Below are 19,383 nucleotides of genomic sequence, written 5' to 3' on the forward strand. Positions count from 1 at the left end.
TCAGCGGCTGGCGGGAACCGTAAACGCGCCCTGTATGCCGCCATCGAGCGGGAACATGGACGCCGTGACGAAACCCGAATCATCGCTGGCGAGGTAGGCCACCGTCCCGGCAAGTTCCTCCAGCGTTCCGAACCGGCCGAACGGCATATGCTGGAAGCGGCGTTCGCGCTCATCCTCGCCGATCCGGGCAAAGACGGCCTCGAGCTGCGGCGTCGCGATCGGTCCAAGTGCCAGCGCGTTCACGCGGATACCTTGCCGGGCGAACTGGGTGCCGAGATCCCGGCTGAGCTGGGCGACCGCGGCCTTGGCGGCGTTGTATGCCATCTGCGCGGTCGCGGCGCCCATCCCGACCAGGAACGAGCTCGAATTGATGACCGAGCCTTTTGCGGGATCGTTCTGGAGCATGCACGCGATGCCGTGCTTGCAGCACAGCCAGGTCGTGCGGAAGTTGGCGGCGAAGATCAGGTCGAGCGTTTCGGTGCTGGTCTCGATGGCGGATTTATCGCCGGGCAGGATCAGGCCCGCATTGTTATAGAGCACGTCGATACGGCCCGCATCGCGCCGGATCCGGGCGAACGCGTCCACGACCTCAGCCTCGACGCTCAGGTCGGCCGTGATGCTGAGCGAACCGACCGAATGGTTCTGCCGGTCGATGCCGATGACAATGCCGCCTTCCAGTTCCAGCCTGCGGGCGACGGCCTGGCCGATATCGCTGCTGGCTCCGGCAATCACGCAGACCTTCCCGTCGAGCCGTTTCTCAAGCGAAACCATGGCGGCATGATCCTTGGGCGAAAGATGGGTCGGTGTCGGCGCTGCCGCCTACGGGATGTCCGGGCACGATGGGCGGCAAGCCGTCCGGTTGAATCCTTCGGCCGCCAGCCAATCGACAAAGGTAGCGGGCAGGGCTGCATTGTCCAGGTGACGAGGTCTCAGAGCCACGTAACCGGTCCGCGTTACCCGGATGCCTGGCAGGGGAGTCATCAGCCGTCCGGCAGCGATGTCGATGTCCAGCATCGGCATGGGTCCGATACCGATGCCAATTCCATCCTCGACCGCTTGCCGGGTGACGAAGAAATGGTCGAAAACCTGCCTGTCATGGCCGGCAAGATGAGAGACGCCGGCCGCCTCGAGCCAGTCGGTCCAGTCTCCAGGTCGTGTCTCGCTGGCCAGCAGCAGATGCCCTTCGACGTCCACAGGCTTGCTGATCGGCCGACGCTCGAACAGTGCCGGGCTCATGATCAACGTGTCGGCGTTCTCGAGGACCGGAACGGCGATGTGCTGTGGCCAGGCATCGTCGGTTGCAACACCCTGCCGCACCGCCACGTCGAAGCCGCCGCGCAACTCCTCATGAACCGCCGAGACCGTTGTTACGGCGACTTCCACATCCGGATGTGCAGCGTGGAACCTTCGTAGACGCGGTATCAGCCAGCGCATGGCAAAGCTGGTCGGGGCGCTCACCCGGAGGATCCTGCGCACGCCGGGCCGTCCGCACGCCTCGGCAGCTTCGGCCAGACGATGGAAGGAGAGGCTTACCTCGGCCGCGAACACGCTGGCGATCGGCGTCACCACCATGCGCCGGCCGGCTTTCACGAAAAGACGCTGGCCCAGCCAGCGCTCCAGGGCTCCGATCTGCCGGCTCACCGCGCCATGCGTCAGGCCGAGTTCGGACGCCGCTTCGGCGTAGCTGCCAGTGCGGGCTGCGACCTCGAATACGCGGAGAGCATTGAGTGGTGGCAGATGGCGCATGAAACCGTGAGGAAAGCTGACGGGTATGGTGAATTATAGCCTTCTATTTTCATCGAACGCACATGTCTAGAATGCTGCGAGGAGTTCGACGACAGAATGCAGATTATCGACCCGACACATGACACCCGCCGGGCGACGGCGCCGGGCCCGTCACCGAGATCGCGCAACCTGCTGGCCGCCTGCCTCGCCCATGCCCTGCATGACGGCTACACCGATGGTCTCTATGCGTTCATGCCGGTCTGGCAAGCGGAGTTCGGCCTCTCCTATGCCGGTCTCGCCGTCGTGCGTGCGCTCTATTACGGAACCATGGGAGGCCTGCAACTGCCGGGCGACATGGTGCTGCGACGCCTGTCGCCACGGTCGACGCTGGCACTTTCCACCCTGATCGCGTCTGCGGGCTTCCTGATCATGGCACTGCCGTTCGGCTTTGCCGGCCTCTGTGTCGGGCTGATCGTGGCCGGGCTGGGATCGAGCATTCAGCATCCGCGCGCGTCGCAACTGGTTACCGATACCTACGGGGGAGCGTCGCGCGGGCCGCTCAGCATCTACAACTTCTCGGGTGATATCGGGAAGGCAACGCTCCCCGCCATCGCCGCCTTGCTCTTGCCGCTCCTCGCCTGGCGTCCGGTGATCGGTATGATGGCAGCGCTCGGACTGGCCGCAACATTCGGGCTGCTGTTTCTGGCACCGGCGAGATTCCCGGTCGCCCGAGGTGCTGCGGAAAAGTCCGGAGTGGATCGACGAAGTGCGGGTTTCACTCTGCTGACCTCCATCGGCGCGCTCGATACCGCGACACGCATGGGATATCTGCTCTTCCTCCCGTTCCTCATCCATGGCCGAGGCGGGACATCGGCGACGGTGGGCATCGGTCTCGCGTTGCTTTTCATCGGCGGTGCGTTGGGCAAGGCGGCCTGCGGCCGGCTCGGACAATATCTGGGCGTCGCAGGCACCGTCCTCGCAACCGAAGCTGCGACCGCGATCCTGATGACCACGACCTTGTTCATGCCCTTGATGCCGATGCTGGTGATTCTCCCGCTGCTCGGCATCTTCCTTAACGGGACGTCATCCGTGCTCTACGGGACGGTCCCGGAACTGGCGCCGAACGGTAATACCGGAAGAGCCTTCGCCATCTTCTATACCAGCGTGATCGGGTCGGGCGGCTTCGCGCCGATCCTCTACGGTGCGATCGCAGATCACAGCAACCAGACTGTCGGTATCCTCACCGCGGCGGCGACCGCGGCGCTGATCATTCCCCTGGTGCTCGCGCTAAGGCCGTTCCTGAAATCGCCCTGAAGCGGATGCACCACGCCAGTGCCGATGGGGACCTCCACGACGTGGGCAGGCCGGGAAACCGATCCACCGGTGTTCCGGTTGCGATCGATCCCGTGCAGCGCTCAGGAAAATCCCATACCTGCAAACTGGTACGCCCATCGTCCGGGATGTGCGGGGGTGGCCGCCCGTCATTCCCAATGGGCCGGCACCCAGATCCAGTCGTCACCATCATACTGCCAGTGTGGCGGCTCGTAGATCGGCCGTGCGACGTGACGGGAGACCGCACGCTTCTGCACCCACCGGCCGGGAAGCCAGACATAGTCGTAGCCGTTCCAGTTCCAGCCGCCGGGCTGCCAGGCATAGCCGGACGCGGGCGCGGCCCTGCGCCGCTCGGTGCGCGGCCGGGGTAGCGGGCGTGGATGGTGGTGGATCCGCAATCCCGGTGTCACCGTGACCGGTTGCGGGTGCGCCGCAGGCTCGGATCCGCCATGGACCGTGACGGGTGGCGCCGTCGTCACGACCGCCGTCGCCGCCGGCCTGCGGCCACAGAGCGGGGCGTCGTAGATCGCGGCGAGCGCGCAGTCCGACGTTAGCATGCCGCTGGTGTCGTGGCCGACGCCCGGCACGTCGTGCAGCTGCTGCCGGAGATCGCTCGGGTGGCGGGCCTGGAGATACCGGAAGTAGTCGTGGCCGCGCTCATACCGGTTCGGTCCCTGCGCCTCGGCGCCACAGGATTTGTCGATGGCGGTCCTGTCCGGATCGGTATCGAGCGTGCCCAGTAGATACTCGATGTCGCGCTGGACGTAGTCGCGCTCGAGCTCGCTGGGCCGCGCATCGCCGCCGTAGATCGGCAGGTCCTCGAGCCCGTATTTCCAGCGATTGAACCGGTGGCACTGGTCGAGCGGGTAGGGCGTGAACCCGCCTGCCTCGGTCGGCCGGTCCGGGCTGAAATAGGCATAGGAGGACGGGTTGGCGATCACGTAGCGCATGGCGATGCCTGCCTGTGCCGCGCGTGCCTCGCCGTGCGTCAGTACCGCGTAGCGCTGCACGAACTGGCCACCGCCGGAGTGACCGACCAGCACGATCGTCTTCAGCGCCGGGAACAGGCTGTGGTCGGACAGCCGGGCGATGATCGCATCCATCGCGTCGAACGAGCTCAGCGCCGCCGGAGCCGACGCCATCTGTCCGTCCATCCACTCGTTGTGGTGCCAGCGCAGCGTGTCCGCCGCGGGCCGGTCGTCATCGTCCGGGAACAGCGGCGTGACCAGCAGCGTGCCGAGCCCGGCAGGCCCCGCCTTTGCGAGGCCGGCCTGCGCAATGCTGTCGGTGGTGTCGGCGTCCCGCTGCTCGCCATGGATGGTGATGACCGCCCGGGTGATGTCGTACTGGGGCTTCGACCAGTCGCGCGAGACGAACAGCGGTAGCCGGCCGGTCCCGCGGAAATTGCTGACGCCGATGCTTTGATCGGGAAGTGCGCCGGCTCCGGCGGTCCGGTACGTGGCGATGGTCATCAGGGCCATCAGCAGGACGCTGGCCCAGAAGCTGCGTGTCATCCACGGTTCCTTAATCATTCCGGCGACCGCCGGTCTGGTTCATCCCGGCGACCGCCGGCCAGTCATCATCATCGTCGATCACTGGTCCGTGATCATGGCGGTTTTGCGTCGGCCTCCCGGGCAACGCGAATCGCGGCATTCGCGACTCGGGTGCCGCTGCTACGTGTCGGCGATGTCGTTCGATCTTCTCGGCCTGCTGGCCGCCACCGGCGCGATCGCGTCGCTCATCGTCTCCCTCCTGGTCCTGCGCCTGCTGCTCCTGTCGGCCGGACGCGAGGACGACACGCTGCACCGGTTCGAGCGGCTGGAACGCGAGATCGCCGACCGGCTCGGTCGGATCCGGCTGGAGATGGAGGAGCGCCTCGGCGGCCTCACCACCACCATCGCCCGCGAGCAGGGCGAGGCAAGGCTGGCGATGTCGGCATCGCTGCGGGAGATGGCGGATCAGAGCGCCCTGCGCCTCTCGATGATCCAGGCCTCGGTGAACGAGCAGCTGCATGCCGCCGTCGAGAAGCAGATGCAGACCAGTTTCCAGCGCGTGCTCGAGCAGTTCGCCTCGGTGCAGAAGGCGATGGGCGAGGTGTCGGCGATGACCGCGCAGATCGGCGATCTCAAGCGGCTGTTCAGCAACGTGAAAACCCGTGGCGGCTGGGGCGAGGCGCAGCTCCGGGCGATCCTCGACGACGTGCTGCCACCGGGGGCGTACGAGACCAACCGCAAGCTCAGCGACACCAGCTCGGAGGTGGTCGAGTTCGCGATCCGCATGCCGATGCGTGGCGGCAAGCCCCCGTTGCTGGCGATCGATTCCAAGTTCCCGACCGAGGCGTACGAACGGTTGCTGGCCGCGGTCGATGCGGTCGATCCCGACGGCGAACGCTCTGCCAGGCGCACGCTGGAGGCCCTGATCAGGCTGGAGGCGCGCAAGATCGCCGCCAAATACATCCTGCCGCCGGTGACGGTGGAGTTCGCGGTGCTCTATCTGCCGACCGACGGGCTGTACGCGGAAGTGGCGCGGGTGCCCGGCCTGATCGACGAGGTCGGACGTACGTGTCGGGTCCTGATCATGGGGCCGAGCCTGATCCCGGCGCTGCTGCGCACCATCCACCTCGGCTACGTGACGCTGGCGCTGGAAGAGAAGGCGGAATCCATCGGCCACCTGCTCGGTGCCACGCGCCAGGAAATGATCCGCATGGACCAGGTGCTGGAGCGGCTGGGTCGCAACGCCTCGTCGATGGCCAACGTGATCGAGGAGGCGCGTCGCCGTACCCGCGTGGTCGGGCGCAAGCTGCGGGAGGTCGAGGCGCTGGACTCCGAGGCCGCGTCCGCGCTGCTGGAGCTCGACGAGCATGAAACGACCGCGCTGCCGATCGACTGAGATCGAGGCCTTTCGCACCGAGCCGACTGGTCCCGCGCGTCTGCTCCCCCCATCTGTCAGGGTATGACGTCTTCATCCGACCGCCCGATCGAGGACCCTTTTGCAAGCCAGCCGCCAGCGGCGCCTGGGCGCCGGGTGCTGCTGGTCGAGGACGATGCCCGCATCGCGCAGGACGTTACCGAGGAACTGTCGCTTCGTGGGTTCACCGTCGTCCATGCCGCAACCGGCTCCGCTGGCCTGGAGCTGGCATTGAGCGGGTGCTTCGATGTCCTGGTGCTGGACCGGCTGTTGCCGGAACTGGATGGGCTGGCGGTGCTGGAGCGTCTTCGCGCGGCCTCGGTCAACACGCCGGTGCTGGTGCTGAGCGCGCTGTCCGCGGTCGACGACCGGGTCGGCGGATTGAAGGCCGGCGGCGACGACTACCTGACCAAGCCGTTCGCGATGGAGGAACTCGCGGCCCGGCTCGATGCCTTGCTGCGCCGTCCCGCGGACAATCCCAGCACGCGCGAGACCGTCCTCCGCGCCGGGCCAATCGAGATGGACCTGATCGAGCGCAGCGTCAGGCGCGCACACCGCACGGTCGATCTGCTGCCTCGCGAATTCCGGCTGCTGGAATACATGGTCCGCCGGCCGAACCAGGTGCTGACCCGCGACATGCTGCTGGAGGATGTCTGGCACTACCGCTTCATCCCGCAGACCAACCTGGTCGACGTGCATATCGGCAAGCTGCGCCGCAAGATCGACCCGCCGGACGAGATCCCGCTGATCCAGAGCATCCGCGGCGCCGGGTTCATGCTTCGGGTCGAGGTCGACTGACGATCCCGCCGGTCCGTTGCTGAAGAACCGCCGGGGAATGTGTTAGCAGCACCGGATGCGCCGATACCTGCCAGAAATGTTCTCGACCGCGGCGTTCCGGCTGGCGCTGGGATCATCGGTCATCCTGGCCGGCGTGACCGTGCTGCAGTTCTCGCTGATCTACTGGCGCACCACGGCCTACGAGGTGGAGCGCGCGGATCGGTTGCTGGACCGCGAGGCGGCCCTGATGGCGGCGCAGACCCCCGCAGACCTGCGGGAGCAGATGCGGCTCTGGCAGACCAACGACCTGCGCCTGCTGATCACCGCGGCTGGGCTGTTCGATGCCGACCGGAAGGCGATCGCCGGCAACCTGACCACCTGGCCCGAGACATTGCCGGTCGATGGCGGCATCCGCGAGATCACCGTGCATCCGAGCGACCAGGGCGAGCGCCTGATCCGTGCGGAGGCGCTGCCTGTGCCGGGCGGGCGGATACTGGTCATCGGCCGGGGCTTGCGCGACCTGCAGCAGATCCGCAGCATCGTCCTGCAGGCGCTCGAAACGTGCCTGATCCCGGCACTCGCCTTCTCGCTGCTGGCCGGCATCTGGCTCAGCCGCCGCGGCCTGGTCAGGGTCGGGCGGATGCAGCTGGCGATCGACCGGATCATGGAAGGTGGGCTGCACGAGCGGCTGCCGGTCCGGACCGGGCCCGGCCGCGACGAGATGGAGCGGCTTGCGGTCAGCGTGAACCGCATGTTGGACCGGCTCGAGCGGCTGCTCGACGAGATCAAGGGCGTCGGCGACGACATCGCGCACGACCTCCGCACCCCGCTCGCCCGGGTGCGGGCCGGGCTGGACCGCACGCGCCTGCGGCCGCAGCAGCCGCGTGAGCTGGAGGCCGGGATCGACCGCGCGATCATCGACCTCGACCAGTGTTTTGCGATCATCACCGCGCTCCTGCGGATAGGCGAGATCGATAACGGGCGGCGGCGCGGCGGCTTCGTGCCGCTCGACCTGCACCAGATCGCGATCGACATCGTCGAACTCTACGAGCCGCTGGCGGAGGCGGCCGGAAACCGCCTGGTGCTCGAGCCGGGAGACAGCGTGCCGCTGGTCGGCGATCGCGACCTGCTGATCGAGCTGGCCGCCAACCTGGTCGACAATGCCATCAAGTTCACCCCGTCCGGCGGCACGGTCAGCGTGTCCACCCATTCGGGACGCGATGGGCCGGTGCTTCGGGTGGCCGACACCGGCGTCGGGATCGCCGAGAAGGAGCAGCAGGCTGTGCTCGCGCGGTTCTACCGGTCCGACAAGAGCAGGCACATTCCCGGCAGCGGCCTCGGCCTCAGCCTGGTTGCTGCCATCGTCAGGCTGCATTCGGCGCGGATCCTCGTCTCGGATGCCACGCGGGGCGGCGACTGCGCCGGCGCCGTGTTCGAAGTGATATTCCCCCGCCTGGCCGCCGACGTGCCCATATAGAGTCCGATGCCAGGCCGGAATGGCCGCCTGTCACAATCAGCTACACGTGGACGGCTTGTCCGGCCTGATCCACGGCGGCAACTCATGCGTTCAAGGTATGCGCGCGTAATGTTTGCCTATTCGGGGAGATCTTCCATGCCGAGACCGTCATCCAGATCCTTGGGCTTTATCGCCGCATCGGCCGTCGCCGTCAGCCTGTCCGGCTGCGCTTATTATCCCGACGGCTATAGCGGATACACCGGCTACGCCGGGACATACGGCTACGGCGGCTATCCGTACGGTAGTTATGGCGGGTATGGCGGCTACTGGTCCGGCTGGGGCTATGGGCCCGCCTGGAGCGGCTATGGCCTCGGTTATGGCGGCTACGGGCTTGGCTATGGCGGCTTCGGCTATGGTGGCTATGGCTTCGGATATGGCGGCTATGGTCGCGGCTGGGGCGGCTATCGCGGCGGGTATGGCCGAGGCTACGGCGGCGGGTATGGCCGGGGCTATGGCGGCCGGGGCTACGGTGGCGGCGGGTTCCACGGCGGTGGCGGTGGCTTTCATGGCGGCGGCGGCGGTTTCCACGGGGGTGGCGGCGGTGGTGGTCATGGCGGCGGCGGGCATGGCGGCCGCTGAGCCGGGCTCGGTCGGTAGCGGTCATTCCTAAACGCTAATTTCATTGGTCCGGCCCTGATCGTCGACTACCAGCCTCGGTAGGCGGCGAAGGGGCTGACGATGCGGCACGGCAGACCAGCAGGCTCCAGGGCCCGAGCGGATACGTTCCGCACATGAATGCGCTCGTCGTCGTAGCACTCAAGCGGCCCTACACCTTCGTCGTCATGGCAATCCTGATCCTGCTGTTCGGCACGATCGCGGTCATCAAGACCCCCACCGACATTTTCCCCGGCATCAGGGTTCCGGTCGTTGCGGTCGTCTGGACCTATAACGGCCTGATGCCGCAGGACATGTCGGGCCGCGTCATCTATTATTACGAACGCGCGCTGACCGCGACGGTCAGCAATATCGAGCACATCGAAAGCCAGTCCCTATACGGCCGCGGCATCGTAAAGATCTTCTTCCAGCCAGGCACCGATGTTTCGGCGGCCCAGTCGCAGATCACCTCGATCTCGCAGACCGTCATCAAGCAGATGCCGGCCGGCATCACCCCACCGCAGGTGCTGGCCTTCGACGCATCGTCCGTGCCCGTCCTCGACCTGCAGATCTCGTCCACCACGATGACCGCGTCCGAAGTCTACGACATGGCGTCGAACCTGATCCGGCCCGCACTGGTGGCGGTGCCGGGCACCGCGATCCCGACGCCTTATGGTGGCTCGTCCAGCGTTGTCGAGGTGGACCTCAACCAGACCGAACTGCTGGCGCATGGGTTGTCGGCCACCGACGTCGGCCGCGCGCTCGCGACCCAGAACATCGTGCTGCCGGCCGGCGACCAGAAGATCGGGGCGATCGACTACATGGTCGAAACCAACGCGACCCCGATCGCGATCGCGACCTTCAACGACCTGCCGATCAAGCAGGTCGGGGACACCGTGGTGTATCTTCGCGATGTCGCCTGGGTGCATCGCGGCGGCACGCCGCAGCAGAACATGGTACTGGTGCAGGGCCACCAGTCGGTCCTGATCGAGGTCCTGAAAACCGGCGATGCGTCCACGCTCGACGTCGTCAAGGGGATCAAGGCAAAGCTGCCTGGGGTGATTGCGACACTGCCGGCCGGCGTCAGCATCACGCCGCTCAACGATGCATCCAGTTTCGTCAGGGATTCCGTCGAGGACGTGCTGCAGGAGATGGTGACCGCGGCCTGCCTGACCGGGCTGGTGGTGCTGCTGTTCCTGGGAAGCTGGCGGTCGACGCTGATCATCGCGACCTCGATCCCGCTATCGATCCTGTGCTCGATCCTGGCGCTGTCCTGGTTCGGCCAGACCATCAACGTCATGACCCTGGGCGGCCTCGCGCTGGCGGTCGGCATCCTGGTCGACGATGCCACGGTGATGATCGAGAACATCGACAGTCATCTCGAGCACGGCGAAGCCGACGGCAATGCCAAGGGGCTGGAACTCGCGATCATCGATGCGGCGAACCAGATCGTGGTGCCGACCTTCGTGTCGACGCTGTGCATCTGCATCGTCTGGCTGCCGCTGTTCCAGCTCGGTGGGGTCGCCGGCTACCTGTTCCTGCCACTGGCGGAAGCGATCGTGTTCGCGATGGTCGCCTCGTTCATCCTGTCGCGCACACTGGTGCCAACCATGGCAGCCTGGCTGCTGCAGGCGCAGGTGGACGCCCACCGCAACCCGGACCATTCCAAGCGGCCCGGGCCGTTCACGCGGTTCCAGCGCGGTTTCGAGCAGCGCTTCACCCGGTTCAGGGAATGGTACCGGATCCTGCTCGAGAGGCTGGTGCTGCGTCGCGGCCTGTTCGCGTCCGGGTTCCTGGGCGTGGCGCTGTTGTCGCTGGGACTGCTGGCATTCGTCGGCCAGGATTTTTTCCCCGGCATCCGCTCCGACGAGATCGACATGCACATGCGTGCGCCGATCGGCACGCGGCTCGAGGAGAGCGGCAAGATCTCGGTCCTGGTCGACCAGCAGATCCGCACGCTGCTGCCCGGCCACGTCGCCAGCATCCTGGCGAATTGCGGCCAGCCGGTCAGCGGCATCAACCAGGCCTACAGCGCCACCGGCACCGTCGGCAGCCAGGATTGCGACATAACCATCCTGCTGGATAACCCGGCCTCGCCGGTGAAACGCGACCGCCAGCTGCTGCGCGCCGGCCTGACCGAGCGCTTTCCGGGCACCGAATTCACCTTCCTGCCCGGCGACATCACCGCGAAAATCCTGAATTTCGGTCTGCCGTCGCCGATCGATGTGCAGATCACCGGACGTGACCTGGACTCCAATTTCGCGTTTGCCACCCGCATGATGGCGCGGCTGAAGCACATCCCCGGTGCTGCCGACGTGCGCATTCAGCAGGTGATGGGCGAACCGACTCTGCGCATCAATTCACGCCGTTCGTTTGCGCTCGGCACCGGTCTCACCGAATCCGATATCGCCAACACCGCGCTGGCGACCCTGTCCGGCAGCGGCCAGGTGGCGCCGACCTACTGGCTCGACGTCAAGAGCGGCGTATCCCACTCGGTGAATATCCAGACGCCGCAAACCCAACTCACTACTATGAACGACCTGGAGACCATTCCGGTCGACAAGGGCGATGGCAACCCCAGCGGCCAGGCGCCGCAGTTGCTGGGGGGCCTCTCGCGTATCGTGCAGACCGGGACGCCGGGGGTCGTGTCGCACTATTCGATCCTGCCGGTGATCGACATCTACGCCAATGCCGAGGGACGCGATCTCGGCGGGGTCAGCGACGCCGTCGCGACCATCGTACGCGACATGCAGCCGAGCCTGCCGCACGGCGCCAGCATCACCGTGCGAGGGCAAGCCACGACGATGCACAGCGCCTACGCCCAGTTGCTCGCCGGCCTCGCTTTGTCGATCGTGCTGATCTACCTGGTGATCGTGGTGAACTTCCAGTCCTGGGTGGACCCGTTCGTCATCATCACGGCACTGCCGGCAGCACTCGCCGGTATCGCCTGGAGCCTGTTCCTGACCCACACCACCCTGTCGGTGCCGGCGCTGACCGGCGCGATCATGTGCATGGGCACCGCTACCGCCAATTCGATCCTGGTGATCTCGTTCGCCCGCGAGCGGTTGGCCGAACACGGCGATGCGGTCCGCGCGGCGATCGAGGCCGGCTACGGCCGTATCCGCCCTGTGCTGATGACGGCGCTGGCAATGATCATCGGCATGCTGCCGATGTCGTTCAGCAATACCCAGAACGCGCCGCTGGGCCGGGCCGTGATCGGTGGCCTGCTGGTGGCGACGTTTGCAACCCTGCTGTTCGTGCCATGCGTATTTGCGATCCTGCACCGGAACAAGCCTGTCGAAGGAGAGCCCGCGTGAACGGTGCCGGACTGCAAAAACGGAAAGCCGGCCGGGGTGGCCGCGTGGTGATCCTCGGCCTCTGCCTGGCGGTCGGGTTGGCAGCCTTCGGGATCTGGTCGCGTGAAAGCGCGCTGGCCGACCTGACGGTCCGGGCCGACGACGCCTCGATCCCACGGGTCGAGATCATCAGCCCGAAGTCGGCACCACCGCTCCGGGAGCTGACGCTGCCGGGTAATATCCATGCCTGGTACGAGGCGCCGATCTACGCTCAGGTCGCCGGCTACGTGAAGATGTGGTTCAAGGATTACGGCGCCACGGTGAAGGCCGGCGAACTGCTCGCCGTGATCGACAGCCCGACCATCGATGCGCAGTTCCAGGCTGCCCGCGCCAACCTGGCGGTGGCGCAGGCCCGCGACCGCCTTGCGGAAGTCACCGCAAAACGCTGGCAGGCGCTGGCCGGCACGCAGGCGGTGTCGCAGCAGGATGTCGACCAGCAGACCGCGAACGCGACGGTGCAGAAGGCGCTGGTGGAGGCGGCACAGCAGGATGTCGCGCGTTACCAGGCGCTGGTCTCGTTCAAGAACGTGGTGTCGCCGTTCGACGGTGTCGTAACCTCTCGGCTGACGGACGTCGGCGATTACGTGAATGCGGCAGGCGGCGACGTGGGATCGAAAGGGGCGGCGTCCGAGCTGTTCAGCGTCGCCGACATTCACGAGCTGCGGGTGTTCGTCTCGATCCCGCAGGATTATGCCGACATCCTGAAGCCCGGGCTGACGGCAACGCTGAGCCTGCCGCAGGCGCCCGGCAAGCTCTACACGGCGCAGTTCCTGACCTCGGCGAACGCGATCAATCCGCAGACCCGCACCGTGGTGACCGAACTGACGATCAAGAACCTGAACCACGAGTTGTGGCCGGGCACCTATGTGAGCGTTCATTTCTCGGTGCCGGCCGATCCGCATATCCTCATCGTGCCAGAACAGGCGCTGCTGTTCCGGGCGCAGGGGATGCAGGTAGCGCTGCTCGACGGGCAGGGGCGGGTGCATCTGCAGGCCGTCACGCTCGGCCGCAATCTTGGAACCGCGGTACAGATCCTGTCCGGGATCAAGAAGACCGATCGGATCGTCAACAATCCATCGATGGGCCTGCTCGAAGGCGAAACCGTGAAGGTGGTCGAGCCGGTGCATGGATATTCTGCCGCAAGCGCCCAGCCCGCGCCCGAGCCGGTGCCGGAGGAAGGTGTTCGCCGATGAGCAGGCTTTCGCTCGGGCGCATGTTCGTCCTGTTGCCGTTGCTCGCCGGATGCGACCTGGCACCGCACTATGCACCGCCGACCTACGTCCTGCCGGCGAGCTATGCCGGTTCCGGCCCGTTCGGGATCGCGCATCCCGCCGACACGCTGCCGCGCGGTCCATGGTGGACGATGTTCGGCGACCCGTTGCTGAACCAGCTCGAGACCCAGGCCGCAGCCGGTAATCCGGATCTCGCGGCGATCGCCGAGCAATATACCCAGGCGCGCGACCTCGCCGCGGAAGCGCGCGCGAACCTGTTCCCGCAGATCGGCGTGGACGGTTCGACCACCGACAACAAGCAGTCCGACCATCGGCTCTATCGCACCACCAGCAGCGGGCCGAACGAGGCGTCGTCCAACGAGATCCAGGGAACAGCATCCTGGGAGCCGGATTTCTGGAGCCGGATACGCAACCAGACCCGGGTGCAGAAGCGATTGGCGCAGTCGAGTGCGGCAAACCTGGCAAATGCTCGCCTCAGCCTGCAGGCCGAACTCGCGGACGATTATGTCGCGTTGCGCGGCCTCGACAGCCAGGATGCGGTCTACCGCCAGTCGATCGGCTTCTATCGCCAGACGGTCGACATCACCAAGCTGCGGCTGGCCGGCAAGATCGCGTCCGGCCTGGACGTGTCCCGCGCACAGACCCAGCTTTTCTCGACGGTGGCTCTGGAAACCGGGATCGCGGCCCAGCGCGCGGTACTGCAGCATGCCATCGCGGTGCTGGTCGGCGTCACGCCGAGCGCGTTCGTCATCCCGGTCGAGAGCGAAGCGCGTCTGGCAGTGCCGCTGATCCCGCCCAGCGTGCCGTCCGTCCTGCTGCAACGCCGCCCCGACATCGCCGTCGCGGAGCGGCAGATGGCCGCGGGGAATGCCGGCATCGGCATCGCCAGGGCGGCCTTCTATCCCGACATCAACATCAGCCTGCTCGGTGGTTTCCAGGATACCGGCTTCAATCTTGCCAGCTTGCCCAACAGCCTCTGGACGATCGGCGCCCAAGCGATGCTGCCGCTGTTCGAAGGCGGCCTGCGTCGCGCCGAGTTGCAGCGGAGCTGGTCGCAGTACGCACAGACCCGGGATAATTACCGGTCCGTCGTGCTGTCCGCATTCCAGGAAGTCGAGGACGGGCTGACCCTGACCTCGCAGCTGCAGGCCGAGGCGCTGCAGCAGACCCAGGCAGTGTCGTCGGCGGAGAAGGCGCAGGCGATCACCCTGCAGCTCTACACCGGTGGGCTCACCAACTATCTCGATGCGGTGGTGGCCCAGGTCGCGGCGCTGACCGCGCGGATCGCCCTGGTGCAGGTGCAGACCCAGCACCTGCAGGCCTCTGTCGCACTGATCCGCGCCCTGGGCGGCGGCTGGACCAGCGCAGAGCTGCCGACCGAGAATGGCGTGCTGCCGTTCAACCCGGTCGCCCTCTGAACGCAGCGCGGCCCCCCCTGCGCGCCTCGTCGTAAAGGCGTTCGCAGGCGCTGAGCCAGATGTCGCGGGTGAACAATTCCATCACCCGCCTATGCGGTATGCAGCGGTCGATCGCCATCGCGGACGGGATCGCCAGCGCGAGAGCGGCGGCATCGTCCGGAGGCGCGAAGCTGCCCGCTTCGGCAATCACCTCGCGGGCCGCGCCCATGTCGATGCTGGCGACCGGCAGGCCGCACGCCATCGCCTCGATCGCCACCAGGCCGAACGGTTCGTCCCAGCACGGCGTGAACAGGAATACCGATGCACGGGCGAGTTCGGGCGCGAGCGAGGCGGCATGCAGATGGCCGCCGTAGCGGATGCCACCGGTGATCGCCGGCTTGACCAGCGCTTCCCAATAGACCGGGTCCTCGATGGTGCCGAACAAGGTGAGCGCAATTCCACTGCGCTGTGCGGCTTCCACCGCCAGGTGGGTGCCCTTGTTCGGCGTGATCCGGCCGCACCAGACCGCGCTGCCGTCGCCCGTCGCCTGGAACGGCCAGGCAGCCGGGTCGATGCCGTTATAGAGGATCGATGCCTCCGCAGGCGCACCGCCCGGCCACCACGCATGCATCTGTCCCGCCGACGTGACGGTGAGCCGATGCGCGGGTCCGGCGCTGTCCTTCACGAACCAGTGCAGCGCATCGAACGGCGGCACATGCAGCGAAGTGACCGTGGGCGCGACATCGGTGCGGGCGCGCTGGAGCGGGAAACGATGCAGGCTGTTGTTGTGAACGACGTCGAACCCGCCGGCGGCGATGCGGTCGCACGCGGCTTCGTAACCGGCATCGACATGCGCGATGAGCGGCGCGCAGCCGCGATGTTCCGCCCATGGAAACGTGCGTTCGTAATGTTCGCCCAACACCGGGTCGATCGCGAAGCGCGGGTCGCTGTCCCCGGCGGCGAACAGCACCACTTCGTGTCCGCGCGCCATGAGGCCGGCGGCAAGATGCCAGCTATGGGCTTCCATTCCGCCCATGAACGGCTCCGCGATCGGCTGGCGCACATGGGCCAGCAGCGCGATCCTCACGCGGCCGCATACGCAGCCGGCGCTGCACGGTCTTCCAGCGTCCGGATCACGCTGGTGGTGTTGGTGTAGGGCTGGTGGCCCTGCTGCCCGGTCAGCGCCAGATCCGCCGCATCGGGACGGCGCAGGATCCGGATCGGCGCGCCCGGCGCATCGTCGATCAGCCCCATCAGGCGGAACGCGTAGAGCCAGTGCCCCATGGTCCGGTAGCCCCACTTGGCTTCGAACACCTGCGCATTGCGCACGACGCTGTCGAGATGATGGACCGGTGGCATGTGGTGCTGATGATGCTGGTGATAGGCGAGGCCGCCCTTCATCCAGGCGATCGCGATGCCTTTGCGGTCGAGCACCTTTCCGAAGTCGGTATCTTCGCCGCCATAGCCGCGATAGCGCTCGTCGAAGCCGCCCGCCTCCAGGAAGGTCTTCCGCCGCATCGCGAAGTTCAGCGACCAGAAGCAGCGATAATCGCTGCAGCGTTCGATCCCCTCGGACGGCGGTCCTCGCCGGTCGGAATGCCTGACCGCGACCGACGCGAAATCGTCGAAGCTCCATCCCTCCCTCGTGGCTCCGCTCGGCAAATACATCACCTCGCCCATCAGCAGCCCGTCGAGTATTGCGAGCCCGGCTGCGTAGTCGGAGATCAGCGTCGGTGCCGGAATGCAGTCCATGTCGAGAAACACCAGCATGTCGCCCGACGCGGCGCGTGCAGCGGCGTTGCGCGCTGCCGCCAGCGGCAGAAGCTCGTCGGCGATTAGGATCTGACGGATCGGGAAAGATGCTGCGGGAAGCTCGTAGGTTTCGTCCTGCATCACCGCGACGATCAGCTCGGCCGGCGCCCGGTCCTGGCGGCTCAGGCCGAGAACGACGTTGCGCAGATGGTCCGGCCGCCCCTTGGCCAACGTCACGACCGATACGGTATTCATGTGTGTTCAGGCTCCCGTGAGCAACGAAGGTGAGGTGGCGGCGACCTGCGGCCACAGGCTGGTCGCCAGCTGTTCGAGCCAGGCAGCGGCCTTGTCCGCCGGCCGCTCCTCGATCATTGCGCGCTGCGCATCCGGCCGATGGCCCGACAGCGTTTCCGCGAGCGCCTGCCGCCAGGCATCCGCCGAGGACGGCAGGTGTGGCCGGACGCACGCGACGCCGGCGGCGGCCAGCGCCTCGGCCTTTCGATGCTGTTCATCGAAGTATCGCCACTCCGGGACTGCGAGCCACGGACGCGATGCCGCCAGGATCTGCTGGCAGGTGGTGTTGCCGGTCGACGCGATCACCAGGTCGGCGGCGCCGACATGCGCCACGGCGTTCTTCACCCAGCCGCGATGTTCGATGTTGGCGGGCTCGGTCGCATGCCAGTCGCGTTCGACCGGGCCGATCGTGATCCAGCGTGCACCCGGGCGCGAGCGCGCGCCGACGCCGAGTGCGGCCTGGCTGAAGCCGCTGCCGCCTGCGCCGGCCATCACCAGGATCAACTCCTCGTCCGGTCCCACGCCGATCCGCCGCCGCGCCGCCCGGCGCTCGACGCGTCCGGTATCGACGCCCAGCCCGCCCGCGAAGCAGGTCCGCGCACGCATCGCCGCGTCCCATTCCGGCTGGGCCAGCGCCGCGTGGAACGGCGCCAGCAGCCCCGCCGCGCCGTCATAGGCAGCGCGGTGGCCCGCGTCGCCGCGATCGCCGTGCTGCAGCACCTTCACGTGCGGTACGCTGCAGATCCGCGCGAGCTGCGCGATTTCCGCCGACACGTCGCAGATCATCAGTGCCGGATCCGCGGCATCGAACCAGGCGACGATCGTCGCCATCGCCCGGCGGATCGACGGCCAGCCGAGGGGCGCGCAATGCAGCGTCGATGGGGTCGGCACATGATCCATCGTTGCCGCCTCGTCGCCGCGCGGCTCGAACAGCGACGGGATGACGACGATCGCCGCGTTTCCGGGAAGCGGCGGGAAGATGTCGTCGCGGGCACAGAAGATGACCAGCGGCCGGTCCGCCGGCAGCGCGTGCGCGATGGCGGCGCAGCGTTCGGCATGACCACGGCCCTGATGGTGCGCGAAATAGCCGAACGGCCGCTTCATGCCGCTGCGGCCCGATATGCCCGACCCAGCATTGCGTAGAGGGAGACCGACCGTCGGGCGTAATTCGACCAGTCGTAGGCACCGATGTTTCGCAGCGCCGCCCGTGACAGCCGGTCGTGCAGAGAAGCGTCCGAAACGATCCGCAGGCACGCCGAACCGATCGCCGCATCGTCCAGAGGATCGACCAGGATACCGTGCCCGATCGTCTCGACGATCTCGCCCGGACCGCCATTGCGCGTGGCGACCACCGGAACCCCCGCCGCCGCCGCCTCGATCAATGTCAGCCCGAACGGTTCATGCAATGCCGGGTTCACGAAAACGCCACCCTGCGCGGCCCGCTGATAAAGAGCGACGACGTCGCCGGACTCATGCCGGGGCGGCAGCGCCACCCGCCCATACAGACCCCAGTCGGTGCAGAGGCAATCGAGTTCCAGCAGAACCTCACGTTCCTCGGTGGACGATCGGCTTCCGCCACGCTGGCCTGCCAGGATCACGAGGTTCGCCGTCTCGGCCAGCCCGGGCGTCGCCGTAAAGGCTCGTACGAGTGCGGCCAGGTTCTTCTTGGCGACCGGCCGTGCGATCGCCAGCACGATCGGCTTGTGCGGGTCGTGCAGGCACTCGGCCAGTCGCGCGATAAGGAGCGACGACGATCGTGGACGTTCACGGTGGGGCACGCCGGGGGGCAGGCAGTGAATGCGGGAGGCCGCATCGGCAATGCCATAGGCGTGGATCTGGTGGTCGGCCTCATCGCGCGTGGAGACGATGATCGCATCCGCCATGGCGATCGCATGGCGCTCGCCGCCGATGCGTTCCTCGAGGACGCTGCAGACGGAATGCTGCACCCGCTTGTCGATCCCGAGCGAGTGCGGCGTGAAGACGACCGGAATGTCGAACCGTGCGCGTGCGGCCAGCGCGATGGCGGCGGCATCGGCGAAATGGGCATGGATGATGTCGGGCAGCCGCGGCAGCCTTGCCAGGTGGCTGCAGAACGCTTCGGTGAAGGCCGGAAGGTCGGCAGCCAGCGCCTCCTTCTCGAGATAGGCACGCCTGGCCGTCGGCACACGGTCGATGGTGATCTTCGGGCCAGCCGGCTCGGAGGGGAGTGCGTGTTCGGCGCCCAGCTGCTTGTCGTCGAACAGTCGCGTCACGATCGAGATTTTCGCGACGGAAGACAGTCGTGCCTGCGCGAACGCCGCATCGAGCACGTAGGCGATATGCCCGCCGGTATCCGCGGTCGCGCCAAATCTGACCGGCGGTGCCTTGAGGCATCCGCCGAGTGCCAGATGCACGATGAATAGGTTTTCCCCTGTCACCGGGCCGTAACGTCAGCTCCGCAAAAGGGTTCGGATCAGGATCAAGAAGCTCGAGGCGCACCCCTTCGGGTGCGCGGTAAGGCC

General features: G+C 66.9%; 15 protein-coding genes. 8 read left to right on the forward strand and 7 right to left on the reverse strand.

The features are described 5' to 3' along the window. Both HN018_RS05040 and HN018_RS05045 read right to left on the reverse strand, forming a co-directional pair. Window positions 1-771 carry an SDR family oxidoreductase gene (locus tag HN018_RS05040; RefSeq protein ID WP_171834486.1) on the reverse strand — a complete coding sequence of 257 codons (771 nt, stop codon included), beginning with the start codon at window positions 769-771 and terminating at the stop codon, window positions 1-3. Between the two features lie 48 nt (window positions 772-819). Then, window positions 820-1,746 carry a LysR substrate-binding domain-containing protein gene (locus HN018_RS05045; RefSeq protein ID WP_171834487.1) on the reverse strand — a complete coding sequence of 309 codons (927 nt, stop codon included), beginning with the start codon at window positions 1,744-1,746 and terminating at the stop codon, window positions 820-822. A 96-nt stretch (window positions 1,747-1,842) separates the two neighbouring features. Between HN018_RS05045 and HN018_RS05050 the strand changes: the two genes are divergently transcribed. Next, entirely contained in the window at window positions 1,843-3,039 is a 1,197-nt protein-coding gene (locus HN018_RS05050; protein ID WP_171834488.1) for an MFS transporter, read from the forward strand. Between the two features lie 167 nt (window positions 3,040-3,206). Here HN018_RS05050 and HN018_RS28425 read toward each other — a convergent pair whose 3' ends face one another. Continuing rightward, the gene (locus HN018_RS28425) at window positions 3,207-4,571 is read right to left on the reverse strand and encodes a YXWGXW repeat-containing protein (RefSeq protein WP_204259674.1); all 1,365 of its coding nucleotides are present in this window, start codon (window positions 4,569-4,571) and stop codon (window positions 3,207-3,209) included. A 172-nt stretch (window positions 4,572-4,743) separates the two neighbouring features. Between HN018_RS28425 and HN018_RS05060 the strand changes: the two genes are divergently transcribed. The 7 genes from HN018_RS05060 (at window position 4,744) to HN018_RS05090 (ending at window position 14,857) form a co-directional block, all read left to right on the forward strand. Next, window positions 4,744-5,946, forward strand: coding sequence for a DNA recombination protein RmuC (locus HN018_RS05060; protein WP_171834489.1), 1,203 nt, complete (start codon window positions 4,744-4,746; stop codon window positions 5,944-5,946). A gap of 63 nt (window positions 5,947-6,009) precedes the next feature. Next, window positions 6,010-6,762 (forward strand): response regulator transcription factor, encoded by a 753-nt coding sequence (locus HN018_RS05065; RefSeq protein ID WP_171834490.1) that lies wholly within the window; start codon window positions 6,010-6,012, stop codon window positions 6,760-6,762. A 55-nt stretch (window positions 6,763-6,817) separates the two neighbouring features. Then, window positions 6,818-8,218 (forward strand): sensor histidine kinase, encoded by a 1,401-nt coding sequence (locus HN018_RS05070; RefSeq protein ID WP_171834491.1) that lies wholly within the window; start codon window positions 6,818-6,820, stop codon window positions 8,216-8,218. A gap of 135 nt (window positions 8,219-8,353) precedes the next feature. Next, a complete protein-coding gene (locus HN018_RS05075) occupies window positions 8,354-8,836 on the forward strand; it encodes a hypothetical protein (RefSeq protein ID WP_171834492.1) in 483 nt (160 codons plus the stop codon). 152 nt (window positions 8,837-8,988) lie between these two features. Further along, window positions 8,989-12,168 (forward strand): efflux RND transporter permease subunit, encoded by a 3,180-nt coding sequence (locus HN018_RS05080; protein ID WP_171834493.1) that lies wholly within the window; start codon window positions 8,989-8,991, stop codon window positions 12,166-12,168. After that, entirely contained in the window at window positions 12,165-13,400 is a 1,236-nt protein-coding gene (locus HN018_RS05085) for an efflux RND transporter periplasmic adaptor subunit (protein WP_239479028.1), read from the forward strand. Before HN018_RS05080 ends, HN018_RS05085 begins: the two co-directional genes overlap by 4 nt. Next, the gene (locus tag HN018_RS05090) at window positions 13,397-14,857 is read left to right on the forward strand and encodes an efflux transporter outer membrane subunit (RefSeq protein WP_171834495.1); all 1,461 of its coding nucleotides are present in this window, start codon (window positions 13,397-13,399) and stop codon (window positions 14,855-14,857) included. Before HN018_RS05085 ends, HN018_RS05090 begins: the two co-directional genes overlap by 4 nt. Here HN018_RS05090 and HN018_RS05095 read toward each other — a convergent pair. The 4 genes from HN018_RS05095 to HN018_RS05110 are packed head-to-tail and all read right to left on the reverse strand — an operon-like array spanning window position 14,838 to window position 19,299. Next, window positions 14,838-15,923 (reverse strand): glycosyltransferase, encoded by a 1,086-nt coding sequence (locus HN018_RS05095; protein ID WP_171834496.1) that lies wholly within the window; start codon window positions 15,921-15,923, stop codon window positions 14,838-14,840. The two genes, HN018_RS05090 and HN018_RS05095, sit on opposite strands and share 20 nt — an antisense overlap. After that, window positions 15,920-16,843, reverse strand: a complete 924-nt coding sequence (locus HN018_RS05100; RefSeq protein WP_171834497.1) for a galactosyltransferase-related protein — start codon at window positions 16,841-16,843, stop codon at window positions 15,920-15,922. The genes HN018_RS05095 and HN018_RS05100 overlap by 4 nt, the downstream gene beginning before the upstream one ends. A gap of 6 nt (window positions 16,844-16,849) precedes the next feature. Then, on the reverse strand, window positions 16,850-17,986 hold the full coding sequence (locus tag HN018_RS05105) for a hypothetical protein (protein WP_171834498.1): 1,137 nt from the start codon (window positions 17,984-17,986) through the stop codon (window positions 16,850-16,852). Beyond that, on the reverse strand, window positions 17,983-19,299 hold the full coding sequence (locus HN018_RS05110) for a glycosyltransferase (RefSeq protein WP_171834499.1): 1,317 nt from the start codon (window positions 19,297-19,299) through the stop codon (window positions 17,983-17,985). Before HN018_RS05110 ends, HN018_RS05105 begins: the two co-directional genes overlap by 4 nt. Between the last annotated feature and the right edge of the window lie 84 nt (window positions 19,300-19,383).

It is taken from the genome of Lichenicola cladoniae (assembly GCF_013201075.1).
Taxonomy (GTDB): Bacteria; Pseudomonadota; Alphaproteobacteria; order Acetobacterales; family Acetobacteraceae; genus Lichenicola; species Lichenicola cladoniae.

Bases quoted from the DNA above. Each gene is read 5' to 3' on its own strand.
- HN018_RS05040 (WP_171834486.1), bottom strand. From the start codon at position 771: ATGGTTTCGCTTGAGAAACGGCTCGACGGGAAGGTCTGCGTGATTGCC.
- HN018_RS05045 (WP_171834487.1), bottom strand. From the start codon at position 1,746: ATGCGCCATCTGCCACCACTCAATGCTCTCCGCGTATTCGAGGTCGCA.
- HN018_RS05050 (WP_171834488.1), top strand. From the start codon at position 1,843: ATGCAGATTATCGACCCGACACATGACACCCGCCGGGCGACGGCGCCG.
- HN018_RS28425 (WP_204259674.1), bottom strand. From the start codon at position 4,571: ATGACACGCAGCTTCTGGGCCAGCGTCCTGCTGATGGCCCTGATGACC.
- HN018_RS05060 (WP_171834489.1), top strand. From the start codon at position 4,744: ATGTCGTTCGATCTTCTCGGCCTGCTGGCCGCCACCGGCGCGATCGCG.
- HN018_RS05065 (WP_171834490.1), top strand. From the start codon at position 6,010: ATGACGTCTTCATCCGACCGCCCGATCGAGGACCCTTTTGCAAGCCAG.
- HN018_RS05070 (WP_171834491.1), top strand. From the start codon at position 6,818: ATGCGCCGATACCTGCCAGAAATGTTCTCGACCGCGGCGTTCCGGCTG.
- HN018_RS05075 (WP_171834492.1), top strand. From the start codon at position 8,354: ATGCCGAGACCGTCATCCAGATCCTTGGGCTTTATCGCCGCATCGGCC.
- HN018_RS05080 (WP_171834493.1), top strand. From the start codon at position 8,989: ATGAATGCGCTCGTCGTCGTAGCACTCAAGCGGCCCTACACCTTCGTC.
- HN018_RS05090 (WP_171834495.1), top strand. From the start codon at position 13,397: ATGAGCAGGCTTTCGCTCGGGCGCATGTTCGTCCTGTTGCCGTTGCTC.
- HN018_RS05100 (WP_171834497.1), bottom strand. From the start codon at position 16,843: ATGAATACCGTATCGGTCGTGACGTTGGCCAAGGGGCGGCCGGACCAT.
- HN018_RS05105 (WP_171834498.1), bottom strand. From the start codon at position 17,986: ATGAAGCGGCCGTTCGGCTATTTCGCGCACCATCAGGGCCGTGGTCAT.